This is a genomic window from Amycolatopsis oliviviridis (assembly GCF_014654365.1).
GTDB lineage: Bacteria > Actinomycetota > Actinomycetes > Mycobacteriales > Pseudonocardiaceae > Amycolatopsis > Amycolatopsis oliviviridis.
The window spans coordinates 672884-687696 of sequence record NZ_BNAY01000001.1; the positions used below are offsets into that span (position 1 = coordinate 672884).

Here is a 14813-nt window from a genome sequence, read left to right on the forward strand (position 1 = left end):
GCGTTGTTCAGAAGCACGACCGAATTCGGCCATAAAACGTGAGTACGGTTCGCGTTATGGATCGAAGAGCTTTCATGGTGACCGCCGGAGGCGCGGCGGCAGGGGCGGCGATGCTGCCGGGTCAGGCGGAGGCGCAGCAGCCCCAGGCGCAAGCGAAGTGGGGTCCGCAGTGGCCTGTCGTCCGGTTCAACATCATCAGTGACATCCAGGGCGATCTCACCGACTTCGGCAGCGCGCTCGACGATCTGCACGCGATCAACCCGGGCAGTGCGGGACTCGGCATCGCGGGTGACCTCACCCCGCGCGGCTACGACTTCGAGTACGCCCAGCTTCGCCAGACCTTCGACAAGCACCCGCATCCGCGTCAGATCGCCTGGGCCATCGGCAACCACGAGTTCTACGTCCCGAAATGGCGGGATCCCGACACGCTCGCCCAGGAGACCTGGCCCAACGGGACGACCGAGGACTCGCTGTTCCGCAGTTTCTACCGGTTCGCGGGCCGCAACACCGTCTACAACGAGACGTCGTTCGGCGGGGTGCCGGTGCTCTGCCTCGGCACCGAGCGGTACGCCAAGTACCACGACCCCAAGCTGTGGGACGAGGTCTGGATGAGCGACCGGCAGTTCACCTGGCTGGAGCAGCGGCTGCGGTACTGGTCGGTCCGGCGCAGCCCGGTGATGGTGCTGACCCACCACCCGCTGCCCAACACCGTTTCCGGTACGCACAACAAGCTCTACCGGTCCGACTACCTCCAGCCCGACAGGCTGCTGTCGATCCTCGGCCGCTACAAGGACGTGTTCCTGTTCTCCGGGCACACGCACTGGGACCTGAACCTGTCGGACTGGGTCGTCCGCCGGGTGGTGCCGGGTACCGGCAATCTCGAAGGGTTCACGGTGGTCAACACCGCCGCCGTCCAGACCGGCTGGACGGACGACGGCAAGGGCGGGGAAGTGTCGCTCGGCGGCGCGTTCAACCAGGGGCTGCAGGTCGAGGTCTCGCCCGGCTCGGTGATCATCAAGGCCCGGGACTTCACCACCAAGACCTGGCTCAAGCAGATCACCGTTCCCCTGCACGACTCCTGGGGATTCCCGCACTGACCGACCTGAAGTACCTGAAGGCCCCCTTCCTTGCGATAGGCGCAAGGAAGGGGGCCTTCAGGTACTTCGGCTGGGCTCAGTTGGCCGGTTTGACCTCGGTCTTCGGGTCGCCGTCGACCGCCGCGGTGAGCTGCGGGACGATCCGGTCGATCACGTAAGGCAGGCTCAGCACGGTCACGAACGAGACCGCGCTGCCATAGGTGCCTTCGTTCTCGATGAAGACCTCGCGCTTCTCCTTCGCCACCTTCAGGCCGGTGTACAGCGCGTCCTTGCCCAGGATCTCCTGCGCCTTGGCCGGGGTGTCGATGAGCCACACGAGCGCGTCGCGGTCGAGCAGGTCGGTCCGCTCCGCACTGAGGCTCTTGCCGAACTTGTCGCCGATGGCGGCGTCGAGGTCGGCGGGCAGCTTGAAGCCGAGCGACTGGAGGATCCGCGAGCGCGGGTCCTGGCTGCCGTAGACGAAGTAGCCCTCGTAGGTCGACGCCATCAGGGCCGACTTGCCCTCGAACTCCGGGTGCTCCTTGCGGACCTGGGCGAACTTGTCCTCGACGCCCTTGACCAGTTCGTTGGCCTTGGTCGCGCGCCCGACGGCCTGGCCGACCTTCTTGGTCGCCTCCTGCCACGGGATGCCGTAGTCGTTGTACTCCTTGGGCTGCGCGACGACCGGGACGCCGATCTGGCCCAGTTTGTCGTACTGCTCCTTGGTGAGACCCGAGTACAGCGCGATGATCAGATCCGGCTTCAGCGCGGCGATCTTCTCGTACTGCGGCCCGTCGACGTCCTTGAGGACCTCGGGCAGCTGGGCGCCGCCGAGCTTGTCGGTCGCCCACGGGGCGATGGTGCCGGGGAACTTGCCGAGCCATTCGGTGACACCGACCGGGACCACGCCGAGGGCGAGCAGCGCGTCCTGCTCGGTCAGGCCGACCGTGACGACGCGCTTGGGCTCCTGGGTGATGGTGGTGCTGCCGTACTTGTGCTCGATCGTGGTCGGGAACGCGTTCGCGTCGACCGCCGAGCCGGCGGAGTTCTGCGCGGCCGGGGTGGCCGACTCGCCGCCTCCTCCGCACGCGGTGAGCGAGGCGGCCAGCACCAGGGCGGACGCCAGCACACCGGCGGTCTTCAGGCGCCCGCGCACGGCGGAGAGGGTGGGGATTCGGGCCATCATCCGTCCTTCATGATCGGCGATCCGGCGAAATGCCGGATTAATCGAGATTCAGGTTTGCCTAACCTAAGACGCTGAACGGCCGATTGCAACCGGTGCCGCTGCGTCCAGGGTCACGTCTGTGAACGGTTGTCCGACCAGGCCGCCCAAAGCGTTGCGTACCGACCGCCGGAGGCGACGAGTTCGTCGTGCGTCCCGCTCTCGACGACCTTGCCCGCGTCGAGCACGACGACCCGGTCCGAGGCGGCCGCCTGCGTCAGCCGGTGCGCGACGACGAGACCGGTCCGGCCCTCTAGTGCGGCGGCCGCGCCGGCTTCGAGGGTCTTCGCACCCGCGCTCCCGGCTTCGGCGGTGGCCTCGTCGAGGATCGCGATCGGCGGATCCGCCAGCACCAGCCTGGCCAGTGCCAGCTGCTGGGACTGGGTGACGGTCAGCTGATGCCCGCCTTCGCCGACGACGGTCGCCAGGCCTTCGCCCAGCGCCTCCGCCCAGCCGCGCGCGCCGACCTTTTCCAGCGCAGCCAGCAGTTCCGCGTCGGACGCGCCGGGCCGGGCGAGCCGCAGGTCGTCCGCCAGCGAACCGGCGAAGACGTGCACCTCCTGGCTGATCAGCGCGACCGCCTGCCGGGTGGCGGACGGCCCGAGTTCGTCGAGCGGCACCCCGCCGACGGAGATCGTGCCGGAGCCCGGGGTGTGGATCCCGGCGATCAGCTTGGCCAGCGTCGTCTTCCCGGCACCGCTCGCGCCGACGAGCGCGACCCGCTCGCCGGGGGAGAGACTCAGGTCGACGTCGCGCAGCACCGGATGTCCGTCCACATAGGAATGGGAGATCCCAGCCGCCTTCACCGAGGCGTCAAGGGGTTTCGCGGGCCGCTCGGGTTCGCGCGGCGCGGGCAGATCGGCGACACCGATCAGCCGGGCGAGGCTCGCGGCGGCCGCCTGCGCGTCGTCCACCAGCGCCAGCGCGGTGTTGATCGGACCGAACAGGCTGTGGAAGTACAACGCCGCCGCGGTCGCCGCGCCGACGGTCACCGCGTCGGCGCCCACCAGCAGGAAACCGGCCGCGAGCACGGCCGAGAGGCCGATGAACTCGGCGAGGTTGAGCCGGGCGAAGAACTTCGTCATCAGCCGGACCCCGCGCAGCATGAGGTCCATCGCGCCCTCGGACCGCTGCCGGACCCGCTCCACGTGGGCGTCGGCGAGCCGGAACGCGCGGACGGTCTTCGCCCCGCCGATCGTGTCGAGTAGTTGCTGCTGCTGCGAACCCGTCGCGATCCGTTGCTTCGCGTACAGCGGGACGGCGTTGCGGACGTACCAGCGCACGGTGTGCAACTGGATCGGCGTCGCCAGCAGCGCCGCCAGGAGGAACCGCCAGTCGATGACGGCGAGCGCGCCGAGGGTCAGCACGATGGTGAGCGCCGAGCGGCCCAGTTCGGGCAAGGCGTCGCGGACCGCTCTCGCGACCACCGTGACGTCGTTGGTGACCCGGGCGGTCAGGTCGCCGGAGCCCGCGCGTTCGACCTGCTCCAGCGGGAGACTCAGCGCCCGGTCGACGAACCGTTCGCGCAGCTCGGCCAGCAGTGTCTCGCCGAGCCTCGCGGTCAGCGAGACACCCACCGCCGTCGCGATCGCCTGCGCGACGGCGACCAGGACCAGCCCCACCACGGGGGTGGCCAGTTCGGCCGCGGGCCTCTTCTCGATGACGAGGTCGACGATATGGCCGAGCAGGCGGGCGGTGAGCAGCCCGATCGCGGTCGCGCCGACGAGGGTCAGGAGCGCTCCGGCGGCCCGGGCCTTCGAGGTACTGAGCAGTTCGCCGAGGACGGCGCGGATCCGCTTGCCGTCGGCGGTGGGGAGGAGCTCACGGGTCATGACAGCACCGTCGCGCGGTAGTCGGCGCGCTCGTGCGCGAGTGCGGCGTGACTGCCCTCGGTCGTGACCCGGCCGTCGTCTAGGACGACGACGCGATCGGTCACGGCGAGCAGGGCGGGACTCGTGGTCACCAGGATCGTGGTCCGTCCTCGTCGTAGCCGGGCGAGCCCGGTGGCGATCCTCGCCTCGGTCACCGTGTCCACCGCCGTCGTCGGGTCGTGGACGACCAGCACCGGCGCGTCCGCGGCGAGCGCGCGGGCGAGGGCGACGCGCTGCCGCTGGCCGCCGGAGAGTGAACGTCCGCGCTCGGTGACCGTGGTCCCGGTGCCGTCCGGCAGCGCCTCCGCGACCTCGTCCGCCGCCGCCGCGACCAGCGCCTCGTCCGGGGCGGGCCCCACGTTCTCCGCCAGCGTCCCTTCGAACAGATCGGCGTCGTGCGCGGCGACCAGGACGACCTCCCGTACCCGGTCGGGGTCCACAGTGGACAGATCGATGCCGTCGACGTGGACCTTGCCCTTGGTGGGATCACCCGCGCGGCCGAGGCAGTCGAGCAGATCGGTCGCGGCCGCCGGATCGGCGGCGACGACGCCGATCAGCTGACCGGCGGGGATGTCGAGGTCGACACCGCGAAGGCTGCCGTACGAGACCTCGGTCAGCCGGACGTTCCCGGTGGCGGGGGACGGGAGTTCGCCGTCGCCCGCTTCGACCGCCGCCGGAGTGGTCAGCAGGTCGGCGACCCGGGACGCCGACGCGCGGCCCTGCGCCAGTTCGCCGTTGACCCACGAGAAGATCAGGAACGGGGTGAGCAGGAACTGGGCGAGCCCCACGGCCGCGACGAGGTCGCCGACGCTGATGGAGCCCGACGACGCGAGGTTGCCGCCGACGAGGGCGACGATCGCGATGAAGATCCCGGTCAACGCGAGCACCGCGCCGTCGTGCCAGGCCTTGGCCCGCGCGGCGCGCAAGGTCGCCTTGAGCGAGTTTTGGCTCGTGTCGCGATAACGGGCGACCGCGGCCGGTTCGGCGCCGATGCCCTTGAGCACCCGCAGGCCGGAGACCAGATCCGTGGCGACGCCCGAAGCGTGCGCGGAGCGCTCCTGTTCGGCCTCGCTGCGGCGTTCCAGCGGCTTGCCGATGAGGTGCGCGAGGTACAGCAGCGGCGGCGTGCCGAGAAGGACGAGGAGACCCAGTGGCAGCGAGATGCGCAGCAGGGCGACGGCGCTGACCAGGACCCCGGCGAGGGCGGCGATCCCGAACGGCAGTACCGCGTTCACGACCCCGACCCGTTGCGCGTCACTGGTGCCGATGTTGACCAGCTCGCCCGCCAGCTTGCCGTTTTCGGCGCCGCCTCCGGGATGCAGGACGCGTCGGCTGATCGCGATGCGCAGATCGTGCGCCGCCCGGAGCGAGGCGCCTTCGGCCGCTCGCGCGGCGAACCGGTAGCTGTAGGACAGTCCGGCGAAGACCACGCCGAGCACGGCGAGCCAGAGCACGAGCGTGCCCGCCGAACCGCCGGCGACGGCCTGGTCGATGACCACGCCGATGATCACCGGGACGAGTGCTTCGCCGCCCTGATGCCCGGCGGCGAGCACGGACGCGAGCGTGACCTGCCGTCGCTGTCCGGAGATCGCCTGGCGCAGGACGCTCCGGCTGGTGGTGGCCGTTGCGGGCACCGGCGCCTCCCGTTCGTTTCCGTAGGTAAGGCTAGTCTAAGTTGATAGCTCGTTGAGGTGAACTCCGGCGCCTCATTCACAAGGAGGGTCCTGTGGTCGTCACCGAACGCGCGCCCGCCGCGGCGTCCCCGCCGAGCGCGGCGGCTCGGACGTTCCGAGCAGGCGGTCTGGTGCTCGGGCTCGCCCTGCTGGCGCTCGTGTTCCTGCTCAGCATCTGGGTGGGGTCGAAGAGCATCCCCTTCACCTCCACCTGGTCGGTGCTGTGGCACAACGACGGCTCGACCGACGCGGTGATCATCCACGACCTCCGCATCCCGCGGACCCTGCTCGGTCTCGTCGTCGGCGCGGCGCTGGGCCTCGCGGGCGCGGTGATGCAGGCGTTGACCCGGAATCCGCTCGCCGATCCCGGTCTGCTCGGGGTCAACACCGGCGCCGCGGCCGCGGTCGTCTCGGGGATCGCGTTCGCCGGCGTCACGAGCGTGCTCGGCTACATCTGGTTCGCCTTCGCGGGCGCGGCGATCGCCTCGGTCGTGGTGTACGTCCTCGGCTCGGCGGGCCGCAGCGCCACACCGGACCGCCTCGTGCTCGCCGGTTCGGCCGTCATGGCGGTGCTCCAGGCGTACATCGTCGGCGTGCTGCTGCTGATGCCCGAGACGTTCAACCAGTTCCGGTTCTGGAACGTCGGCTCGCTCAGCGGCCGGAAATGGGACGTGTTCCTGCAGATCTCGCCGTTCGTGGTGATCGGCGTGATCATCGCGCTGCTGCTCGCCCGCCCGCTCAACGTCCTCGCGCTCGGCGACCAGACCGGCAAGGCGCTCGGCGCCCACGTCGGCCGCACCCGCGTGCTCGGCGCGATCGTGGTGATGCTGCTCTGCGGCGCGGGCACCGCGGCGATCGGTCCGGTCCTGTTCCTGGGGCTCGCCGTGCCGCACGCCGCCCGCATGCTGGTCGGCCCCGATCAGCGCTGGGTCCTGCCGTACTCGATGCTGCTCGCGCCGATTGCCCTGATCGGCGCCGACATCGTCGGCCGCGTGCTGAACCCGCCGGAGGAACTGCAGGCGGGCATCGTCGTCGCGTTCCTCGGGGCACCGGTGTTCATCGCGCTGTGCCGCCGCAGGAAGCTGGCCCGGCTGTGACCACGACCAAGGAGCGCCCGCCGATGACCACCCGCGTCCTGCGCACCCCGGGCGGGGGACTGTCCCTGCGCGTCACCCCGCGGGCGGCGATCGTCGTCGTGCTGCTGGCCGTGGCCGTGTTCTTCGTCGGCGCGGTCAGCATGACCACCGGCGACTACCCGCTGAGCGTCGGCGAGGTCATCCAGACGTTGTTCGGCTTCGGCGACCGGGCCACCGAGTTCATCGTGACCACGCTGCGGCTGCCGCGGCTGCTGACCGCGCTGCTGGTCGGCGGCGCGCTCGCGGTCAGCGGCGCGATCCTGCAGAGCCTGTCCGGGAACCCGTTGGGCAGCCCCGACTTCATCGGCTTCACCGAAGGCGCGGCCGCCGGTGCGCTGCTGACGATCATCGTCGTGCACGGCGGGATGCTCCAGGTCTCGTTCGGCGCGCTCGTCGGCGGGGTCGTGACAGCGGCACTCATCGCGCTGCTCGCGTTCAAGGGCGGCGTGCACACCTTCCGGCTGATCCTCGTCGGGATCGGGGTGAACGCGATGCTCATCGCGTTCAACTCGTACCTGATCACCCGGGCCGCCCACCAGGACGGGCTGGCGGCGCAGGCGTGGCTGGTCGGCGGCCTCAACGGGCGCGGCTGGGAGCACGTCGTCCCGGTCGCGATCGCCATCGCCGTCCTGGTCCCGCCCGCCTTCGTCTACGGCAGAAGGCTTTCCCTGCTGGAGATGGGGGACGACTCGGCCATGGGGCTCGGCGTGCCGGTCCAGCGGAGCCGGATCGTGCTGCTCGGCGTCAGCGTCGGGCTGTGCTCGATCGCGACGGCGGCCGCCGGTCCGATCGCCTTCCTCGCCCTCGCCGCGCCTCAGCTGGCGAAACGGCTCACGCGGTCCTCGGGACCGGGGCTCGCCGCGGCCGCGCTGATGGGCATGCTCCTGCTGGTGACGAGCGATCTGATCACCCAGCAGTTCCTCGCCGGCCTGCCGGTCGGTCTCGTGACCGGGGCGATCGGCGGGCTGTACCTGGCCTGGCTGCTGGTGTCCCGGCGCGGGGTCAGCCGAGCGGCGCGCTGACCGGCTCGATCGGGGCGGGCTCGCCGAAGCGGGCGAGCGCCAGCGCCGCCGAGACCGCGAGCACGAAGCCGACCGCCGCCACGGCGGCGAACCCGGGCCGCGTGGTGTCGCCCAGGACGAGAACCCCGATCAGGGAAGGGAAGACGGTCTCGCCGATCACCATCATCGCGGTCGAGGTGGTGACACTGCCGCGTTGCAGCGCGGTGGCGTAGAACAACATCGCGAGCGCGCCCGCCACGCCGAGGGTGTACGTGGCCGGGTCGGTCAGCAGGTCCAGCGGGGCGAGGCTGGTGAGCACCCGGCCGGACAGGGCGACCACGCCGAAACACAGTCCGGCGATCAGGCCCAGCGCCGGTGTCCGGATCCGCCGCGACGCGCGGCCGGCGAACATCCCGGCCGTGCCGAGGACGACCACCGCGCCGACCAGCACGAGCCGGAACCCGAGCCCGGTCGCGTCGGAGCCTTCGCTTTCGGCCGACATCCCGAGCAGGGCGAGCCCGGCGCAGACGACCGCGACCGCGGTCCACTCGCGACGGCCCAGCCGGACGCCGAGCACCCGCGCGGCGACCGCGGTGACGGCGAGGCTCCCCGCCAGCGCTGCCTGGACCACGAACAGCGGCAGCACCCGTAGCGCGGCGACCTGGGCGACGAACCCGACGACGTCCAGTGCCAGGCCGGCGACGAACTTCCACTGCCGCAGCACCCGCACGAGAAGCCGGGGATCGACGCGGTCTTCGGTGCCTGAAGTCGCCTTCGCCGCTATCGCCTGCATCACCGAAGCGACGCCGTACGCACAGGCCGCGAAGAGCGCGCAAATCAGTCCCCACCACATGAAGCGTCAGCCTAGTCCTGTCCGATGTGTAGAGTGGCCGGATGTCGAACACGAGTTCGAGTGCCGAGCCGGTGGACCGGGCCTGGCCGGACGGGATCGCCGAGGACGAAGCCGGGATCCAGTGGGACTTCCTGCGTTTCCTCCGCGCCACCGCGGTGAACAAGGTCGCCGGGCTGACCAGGGAACAGGCCGCCGCGACACCGCTGCCGTCGTCCCCTCGGATGAGCGCGCTGGGACTGCTCAAGCATCTGACCGCGGTCGAGCGCTGGTGGCTCTCGATCGAAGCGGGCGGCGCCGATCTGCCGTCCCTGTGGGAAGGCTCACCGGATCCGAGCTGGGATCTGACCGAGGACGACGACCCGCGTTCGGTCGTGGCGGCGTACCGCGCGGAGTGGGCGTTGTCGGAGTCGTCGCTGGCCGGGGTCTCGCCGGACGATCGGGCGCGCCGGTCGGGGAAGTTCACCGTCCGGTGGGTGCTCGCGCACGTGTTGCAGGAGACCGCGCGGCACACCGGGCATCTGGACATCCTGCGGGAGCTGGCCGACGGCACGACCGGTGAATAGGGCCGTAAGGTGTCCGCATGGCTGACAGGCTGTACTTCCGGCAGTTGCTCGCGGGCCGTGACTTCGCGGTGGGGGATCCCGTCGCGACGCAGATGGTCAACTTCGCCTATCTGATCGGCGACCGGGAGACGAACGAGGCGGTCGTCGTCGACCCGGCGTACGCCGTCGGCGATCTGCTGGACCTGCTGGAAGCCGACGGCATGCGGCTGACCGGTGTCCTCGCCACGCACCACCATCCGGACCACGTCGGCGGCGAGATGATGGGCTTCTCGCTGCCGGGGATCGCGGAACTGCTGGAACGTGAGCAGGTGCCGATCCACGTCAACGGCGCCGAGGCGGAGTGGGTCCGCCGCATCACCGGTGTCTCCGGAACCGACCTGCGTTCGCACGAGCACGACGACGTCCTCGAGGTCGGCGCGGTGCCGATCCGGTTGCTGCACACGCCGGGACACACCCCGGGCAGCCAGTGCTTCCTGGTCGACGGACGGCTCGTCTCGGGCGACACGCTGTTCCTCGAAGGCTGTGGCCGGACCGATTTCCCCGGCGGCGACGCGGAGGCGATCTACCGGAGCCTGCAATGGCTGGCCGGGCTCGACGGGGATCCGGTCGTCTACCCGGGGCACCAGTACTCTGCCGAGCCGTCGGCGAACCTGTCGCGGGTGAAGGACACGAACTTCGTGTTCCGGCCGAAGTCGCTGGACGAATGGCGGCTGATGTTCGGCGGCTGACTCGACACCTCCGCATTTAGAGGACTAATTGCGTTGGCCCCGAACTCGACCCTCACACCTTGAGAAGTACATGAAGGCCCCCTTCCTTGCGATAGGCGCAAGGAAGGGGCCTTCATTTACTCGAGTGGGGGCGCAGGGACCGACCCGGCGCGGTCCGGCGAACCACCCCGTGTTGTGAAAGCCACTTTCGCAACCTTCAACGTTGCGAAAGTGGCTTTCACAACCTGCGCCCGCAGCGCGGGACTCGACACCTCCGCATTTAGTCCTCTGAATGCGGAGGTGTCCAGATCGCGGGAAGCGAGGGCCGGCGATTGACCCGGCCCGCCCGGGAAGCCGAAGCTCGGAACCGTGACGCTCAAGCTGCATTGGTTCCTGCCCACCACCGGCGACGGCCGCACGATCGTGGAGCACTTCCACGCCAGCCGGGCCGCCGGGGCGTCCGCCGCGCGTGAGCCGAGCCTCGACTACCTCGCGCAGGTCGCCCGCGCCGCCGAGGCCAACGGGTTCGAAGGGGTCCTGACACCGACCGGGACCTGGTGCGAGGACGCGTGGCTGACGACGGCGGCGCTGATCCGGGAGACGAGAAGCCTCAAGTTCCTGGTCGCGTTCCGGCCCGGGACGGTCTCTCCGACGCTGGCCGCGCAGATGGCCGGGACCTTCCAGCGGCTCTCGCAAGGCCGAGTGCTGCTCAACGTCGTCACCGGCGGCGACGCGGTCGAGCAGCGCAGGTTCGGCGACTGGCACGACCACGACCAGCGCTACGCCCGCACCGGCGAGTTCCTCGAAATCGTGCGCGGGGTGTGGAGCGGCAAGCCGTTCGACTACGACGGCGAGCATCTCAAGGTCGAGGGCGCGACCACGCGTGCGGCGCCCGATCCGTTGCCGCCGATCTACTTCGGTGGCTCGTCCCCGGCGGCGCTGCCGATCGCGGCGAAGCACGCCGACGTCTACCTGACCTGGGGAGAGCCGCCCGCGCAGGTCGCCGAGAAGATCGCCAAGGTCCGCGAACTCGCCGAGGAACAAGGCCGGAAGGTCCGCTTCGGCATCCGGCTGCACACCCTGTCCCGCGACACGTCGGCCGAAGCGTGGGCGGAGGCGGGAAAACTGCTGGAAGCGATCGATCCCGAGCGGATCGCCCACACGCAGAAGCAGCTGTCCGCCAGTGAATCCGTTGGCCAGCAACGGATGGCGGCACTGCACGGCGGGAAGACCGACGGCGGCGTCCGCGGTCTGGAGATCCACCCGAACCTGTGGGCGGGCATCGGCCTGGTGCGCGGTGGCGCGGGCACGGCCCTGGTCGGCAGCCACCGCGAGGTCGCCGACCTCATCGAGGAGTACCACGCGCACGGCATCGAGGAGTTCGTCCTCTCCGGATATCCGCATCTGGAGGAGGCGTACTGGTTCGGCGAGGGTGTCCGGCCGGAGCTGGCGCGCCGCGGGCTAGTCCCAGCGCTGTGAGGCGTACACGACGACGTTGTCCCGATAGGACCGTTTCGCCGTGTCGAAGCTTCCGCCGCATGTGATCAACCGGAGCGCGCTTCCTGGCGCCGGCCCGTAGACGGCCCGCGTCGGGAACTCGTTCTTCGGGTAGCGCTGGACCGAGTCGACCCGGAACACGACGTCGGCGCCGTCGGACCGCACGACTCGCACCTCGTCGCCGGACCGCAGTTCGCGCAGCCGGAAGAACGGCGCCGGCCCCGAGCGCGAGTCGACGTGCGCGGCGAGGACGGCGGGGCCGGGATCGCCCGGCACCGGGCCGTTCTCGTACCAGCCGATGTCGGAGAACCAACCGGGCGCCTGGAGTTCGCCCGCCGCGCCGAGGGCGAGCGGGACCAGGCCCGCCTGGTCGAGACCGATCGCCGGAATGGTCAGCCGGACCGGCGACACCTTCGCCCTGGCCGGGAGCGGAAGCGGGCCGGACACGGCCGGTGGTGCGACCGCCCCGGCCGGAGCGGGAACAGCCGGGGCGCAGGCTGTGAGCGCTACGAGTCCTAAAAGGACAAAAACCGCGCGCTTAGCGATCACGGGCGGTGCGCCGCACGAGCACCAGGAAAGCGAGCGCGACCGGGAGCACGAGAAGCCACCACGGCACCGATTCCGGCGCGGTCCCGCCACCACCGGTCTCGACGCCGAGTTTCGGCGGGTCCGGCAGGGTGGCGCCGTCGGCGATCGCCTCGGTCTTCAGCCCGGTGCCGTTCTCGGTCACCAGCAGACTGGTCGTCGACCCGGCCTTGATGTCCACTGTGGACTCCGAAGTGGTGCCGCCGGAGGTCAGCTTCAGTGGCCAGCGGCCTTCGGGGAGATCGGTGTACGGCGTCGTGAGGCCGTACGCGGCACCGCTCGCCACGGGTTTCCCGTCCGGTCCGGTGACGTTCACCGGTGTCAGCGCGGCCGAACCCTGGACGACGCGCACCCGTCCGTTCCCGGCGGACGGCGCCGACAGATCGTCCTGGACCAGATCACCTCGCAGACCGCCACCGGGACCGTTCGCGAACACCAGCATCGAGTACGCGCTCGCCTCCTTGATCTCGATCGTCGCGCTCAGCGCGGGCGGCGAGGACGCGGCGGCGTCGGCGGGACGCATCGAAACCGTGTATGCGCCGGGAGCCACCGAGGAGTACGGGGTCACCGCGCCGTAGCCTGCTTTGCGGATGACGACCTTCTCGGGCTTGCCGAAGGCGGCGAAGTAGATGTCGACCGGCGGGACCTTGGGGGAGAGGTGCCCGACGCGGATCCAGCCGACACCGGGGCCGGGTGCCGCGTGCGCGGCGAGCGCCGGACCACCGAGCAGCAGCAAAGCGGCGGCGAGCACGCCGGCGGGTCTCAGCAGGATCGTGAGCAGACGCATGGCGGGACCTTTCGTTGCCGGGATTCAGGGTGACGAGAACGGCGTGAGCAGTCCAGACGGAGGGAACAACGGGTACGTCACGAGCACTCCGTCCCGCACCCGGGTGACGGACGCGGGCTGGAACGTGCCGCGCTGGCCGGTGAAGAAGTCGGCGACGGCGGCTTCGTCGCCACTGGAGACGACCAAGTGGCGCAGTGGCTGCTCGGCGGCGGCTTCGCTGGGCACGGAAGGAAAGTCGACCAGCCGGACCGGGCGGAGGGTGGCTAGCGCGGCGATGGTCGCGATCAGGCGGGGATCGACCTTGCCCGCGGTCAGCAGGTCGCGGGTGCGTCCTTCGCACCGGATCTGCGCCGACGCCGCCAAAGCGGCACCGGCGCGGGAACGCGCTCCGGATTCCTCGGTCTCGCCGGGCGAATCCTTGGGGTCACCGAAGCGGGACACCGTGACGGAGCCGAAGACCGCGACCTTCGTCGTACCGGCGAGAATCGCCGACGCGGCGGGGAAGCGGGATCGGTCGCGCTGTCCGGAAGCGGTCAGCACGGCCCATTCCGGGAGGGCGCAGGAGACCGCGCACGAGCCGATCGGGATCAGCGACCCGGTCGGCCAGCCGTCCGCGGCGAGCTCGGTCCAGCTCGCGTCGTCGACCAGGACGACGGCACCGGAAGCGTTGTCCTGCAACCACTCCCGCGCCTGGGAGAGTGCGGTCCCGCCGGACGAACCGGGGCCCAGCCGGTCGAACCCGTGCGCCCAGCCCGCGACGGAGATGAGGGTCAGCACCGTGGCCAGCACGACGGCCGAAACGGGACGGCGTGCCGGGCTCAGGCGGTGTCCCGCGGGCCGCCTGCCCGCCGCGACCGTGGCCGCGACCTCGCCGACGAGCAGCGGTGTCAGCGGGATCAGCAGCGCGAGCGGGAGTTCGACGGGGATCGCGGGGAAAGCGAGGACCGCCGCGATCACCAGGGCCGACACGGCGAGCGGACGCGTCCGGGGCAGGACCATCCCGGCGACGACCGCGACCATCGACAGCACGACGAACACGGGGTCCAACGCGACCCACGCGGCGATACCCGGCGGCCCCGGCTCGGGCAGCTCCGGACGCAAGACCGGACCGGCCGGTCCGAACGCGACGCCGAGACCGAGCGTGAAGACCACGGCGGTGAACGCGACCCGGGACGACTCCCGCCGCCGGGCGAGCAGCCAGCCCGCCGCCGGCAGGGCCAGCAAGGCCAAGGGTGACGTGAGGACGGCGGCGAGGAGACACGACGCGGCGAGGACGTCATGCCATGGCCGTGCCCGCACGCGCGGTGTCGCGACGAGGACGAGCGCGGCCAGCACCCAGGTGACCGCGAGATGCTCGACGAGCACCACCCGCTGCAGTCCGATCGCCAGCGGTGAGACCGCCATCAGCACCACGGCCAGCGTCGCCGCCCAGAACGGCAGGCCCAGCCGCCGCGCCAGCAGCCACAGCAGCACCGCGCACAGCACCGCCGCGAGCACCATCGTCTCCCGGACCGCCGTGACCGGGACGGTGGTGCGCTCGAACGCCCGCGAGATCAGCGCGTACCCGGCGAGCTGGGCCCAGCCGAACGGCGACGTCCCGGTGACGCCCGTGTCGGTGAAGGAAGTGAGGTGGCTCAGGGCGAACACGTGCGCGACGGTCGCCGGTTCGGTGGCGGGAGACGGCGTCGGCGAAGCCAGATTGATGACACGCGCGCCGCCCGTGATCACGAGGAGCGTGAGGACGACGTCGATCGACAGCAGACGGATGGCGGCCGCCCCGACCAAGCGACGGCCGTTGACCTCGACGGGGACCACCGTCAAAGCCTAGCTCGAAAATCCGCC

The 14813-nt window shown here is 70.8% G+C and carries 13 protein-coding genes; 6 read left to right on the plus strand and 7 right to left on the minus strand.

What is annotated here, in order from left to right:
- The first annotated feature begins 74 nt into the window (after nucleotides 1-74).
- Nucleotides 75-1097 (plus strand): metallophosphoesterase family protein, encoded by a 1023-nt coding sequence (locus IE302_RS02570; protein WP_191253047.1) that lies wholly within the window; start codon nucleotides 75-77, stop codon nucleotides 1095-1097.
- Nucleotides 1098-1173: 76 nt separating this feature from the next.
- Here the strand turns inward: IE302_RS02570 and IE302_RS02575 are convergent, their stop codons facing one another.
- The 3 genes from IE302_RS02575 to IE302_RS02585 form a co-directional block, all read right to left on the minus strand.
- Nucleotides 1174-2259, minus strand: a complete 1086-nt coding sequence (locus IE302_RS02575) for an iron-siderophore ABC transporter substrate-binding protein (protein ID WP_191251337.1) — start codon at nucleotides 2257-2259, stop codon at nucleotides 1174-1176.
- Between the two features lie 113 nt (nucleotides 2260-2372).
- Nucleotides 2373-4130 carry an ABC transporter ATP-binding protein gene (locus tag IE302_RS02580; protein ID WP_191251339.1) on the minus strand — a complete coding sequence of 586 codons (1758 nt, stop codon included), beginning with the start codon at nucleotides 4128-4130 and terminating at the stop codon, nucleotides 2373-2375.
- On the minus strand, nucleotides 4127-5803 hold the full coding sequence (locus IE302_RS02585) for an ABC transporter ATP-binding protein (protein WP_191251341.1): 1677 nt from the start codon (nucleotides 5801-5803) through the stop codon (nucleotides 4127-4129). The genes IE302_RS02580 and IE302_RS02585 overlap by 4 nt, the downstream gene beginning before the upstream one ends.
- A gap of 92 nt (nucleotides 5804-5895) precedes the next feature.
- Here IE302_RS02585 and IE302_RS02590 point away from each other — a divergent pair, with 92 nt between their 5' ends.
- Nucleotides 5896-6939: a FecCD family ABC transporter permease gene (locus tag IE302_RS02590; RefSeq protein ID WP_191251343.1), complete on the plus strand. Its 1044-nt coding sequence runs from the start codon at nucleotides 5896-5898 to the stop codon at nucleotides 6937-6939.
- Nucleotides 6940-6962: 23 nt separating this feature from the next.
- Nucleotides 6963-8000 (plus strand): FecCD family ABC transporter permease, encoded by a 1038-nt coding sequence (locus IE302_RS02595; protein ID WP_191251345.1) that lies wholly within the window; start codon nucleotides 6963-6965, stop codon nucleotides 7998-8000.
- On the opposite strand, the gene IE302_RS02600 is transcribed toward IE302_RS02595, so the two are convergent.
- Nucleotides 7981-8832 (minus strand): DMT family transporter, encoded by an 852-nt coding sequence (locus tag IE302_RS02600; protein ID WP_191251347.1) that lies wholly within the window; start codon nucleotides 8830-8832, stop codon nucleotides 7981-7983. The genes IE302_RS02595 and IE302_RS02600 overlap by 20 nt on opposite strands.
- 41 nt (nucleotides 8833-8873) lie before the next feature.
- Here IE302_RS02600 and IE302_RS02605 point away from each other — a divergent pair, with 41 nt between their 5' ends.
- The 3 genes from IE302_RS02605 to IE302_RS02615 all read left to right on the plus strand — a co-directional run bounded on the left by IE302_RS02605 (nucleotide 8874) and on the right by IE302_RS02615 (nucleotide 11581).
- Nucleotides 8874-9395 (plus strand): DinB family protein, encoded by a 522-nt coding sequence (locus tag IE302_RS02605; protein WP_191251349.1) that lies wholly within the window; start codon nucleotides 8874-8876, stop codon nucleotides 9393-9395.
- A gap of 17 nt (nucleotides 9396-9412) precedes the next feature.
- Nucleotides 9413-10123 (plus strand): MBL fold metallo-hydrolase, encoded by a 711-nt coding sequence (locus IE302_RS02610; RefSeq protein WP_191251351.1) that lies wholly within the window; start codon nucleotides 9413-9415, stop codon nucleotides 10121-10123.
- Nucleotides 10124-10471: 348 nt separating this feature from the next.
- A complete protein-coding gene (locus tag IE302_RS02615) occupies nucleotides 10472-11581 on the plus strand; it encodes an LLM class flavin-dependent oxidoreductase (RefSeq protein WP_191251353.1) in 1110 nt (369 codons plus the stop codon).
- On the opposite strand, the gene IE302_RS02620 is transcribed toward IE302_RS02615, so the two are convergent.
- From IE302_RS02620 to IE302_RS02630, 3 genes are all read right to left on the minus strand, one after another.
- Nucleotides 11564-12046: a class F sortase gene (locus IE302_RS02620; RefSeq protein ID WP_229907559.1), complete on the minus strand. Its 483-nt coding sequence runs from the start codon at nucleotides 12044-12046 to the stop codon at nucleotides 11564-11566. The two genes, IE302_RS02615 and IE302_RS02620, sit on opposite strands and share 18 nt — an antisense overlap.
- Before the next feature lie 91 nt (nucleotides 12047-12137).
- Nucleotides 12138-12971: a DUF4397 domain-containing protein gene (locus IE302_RS02625; RefSeq protein WP_191251357.1), complete on the minus strand. Its 834-nt coding sequence runs from the start codon at nucleotides 12969-12971 to the stop codon at nucleotides 12138-12140.
- Between the two features lie 24 nt (nucleotides 12972-12995).
- The gene (locus IE302_RS02630; RefSeq protein ID WP_191251359.1) at nucleotides 12996-14786 is read right to left on the minus strand and encodes a glycosyltransferase family protein; all 1791 of its coding nucleotides are present in this window, start codon (nucleotides 14784-14786) and stop codon (nucleotides 12996-12998) included.
- Nucleotides 14787-14813: the final 27 nt, after the last annotated feature.

Excerpts from the sequence above, each read along its gene's own strand:
- IE302_RS02575 (WP_191251337.1), bottom strand. The coding sequence starts at position 2,259 with ATGGCCCGAATCCCCACCCTCTCCGCCGTGCGCGGGCGCCTGAAGACC.
- IE302_RS02600 (WP_191251347.1), bottom strand. The coding sequence starts at position 8,832 with ATGTGGTGGGGACTGATTTGCGCGCTCTTCGCGGCCTGTGCGTACGGC.
- IE302_RS02595 (WP_191251345.1), top strand. The coding sequence starts at position 6,963 with ATGACCACCCGCGTCCTGCGCACCCCGGGCGGGGGACTGTCCCTGCGC.
- IE302_RS02625 (WP_191251357.1), bottom strand. The coding sequence starts at position 12,971 with ATGCGTCTGCTCACGATCCTGCTGAGACCCGCCGGCGTGCTCGCCGCC.
- IE302_RS02580 (WP_191251339.1), bottom strand. The coding sequence starts at position 4,130 with ATGACCCGTGAGCTCCTCCCCACCGCCGACGGCAAGCGGATCCGCGCC.
- IE302_RS02605 (WP_191251349.1), top strand. The coding sequence starts at position 8,874 with ATGTCGAACACGAGTTCGAGTGCCGAGCCGGTGGACCGGGCCTGGCCG.
- IE302_RS02570 (WP_191253047.1), top strand. The coding sequence starts at position 75 with ATGGTGACCGCCGGAGGCGCGGCGGCAGGGGCGGCGATGCTGCCGGGT.
- IE302_RS02610 (WP_191251351.1), top strand. The coding sequence starts at position 9,413 with ATGGCTGACAGGCTGTACTTCCGGCAGTTGCTCGCGGGCCGTGACTTC.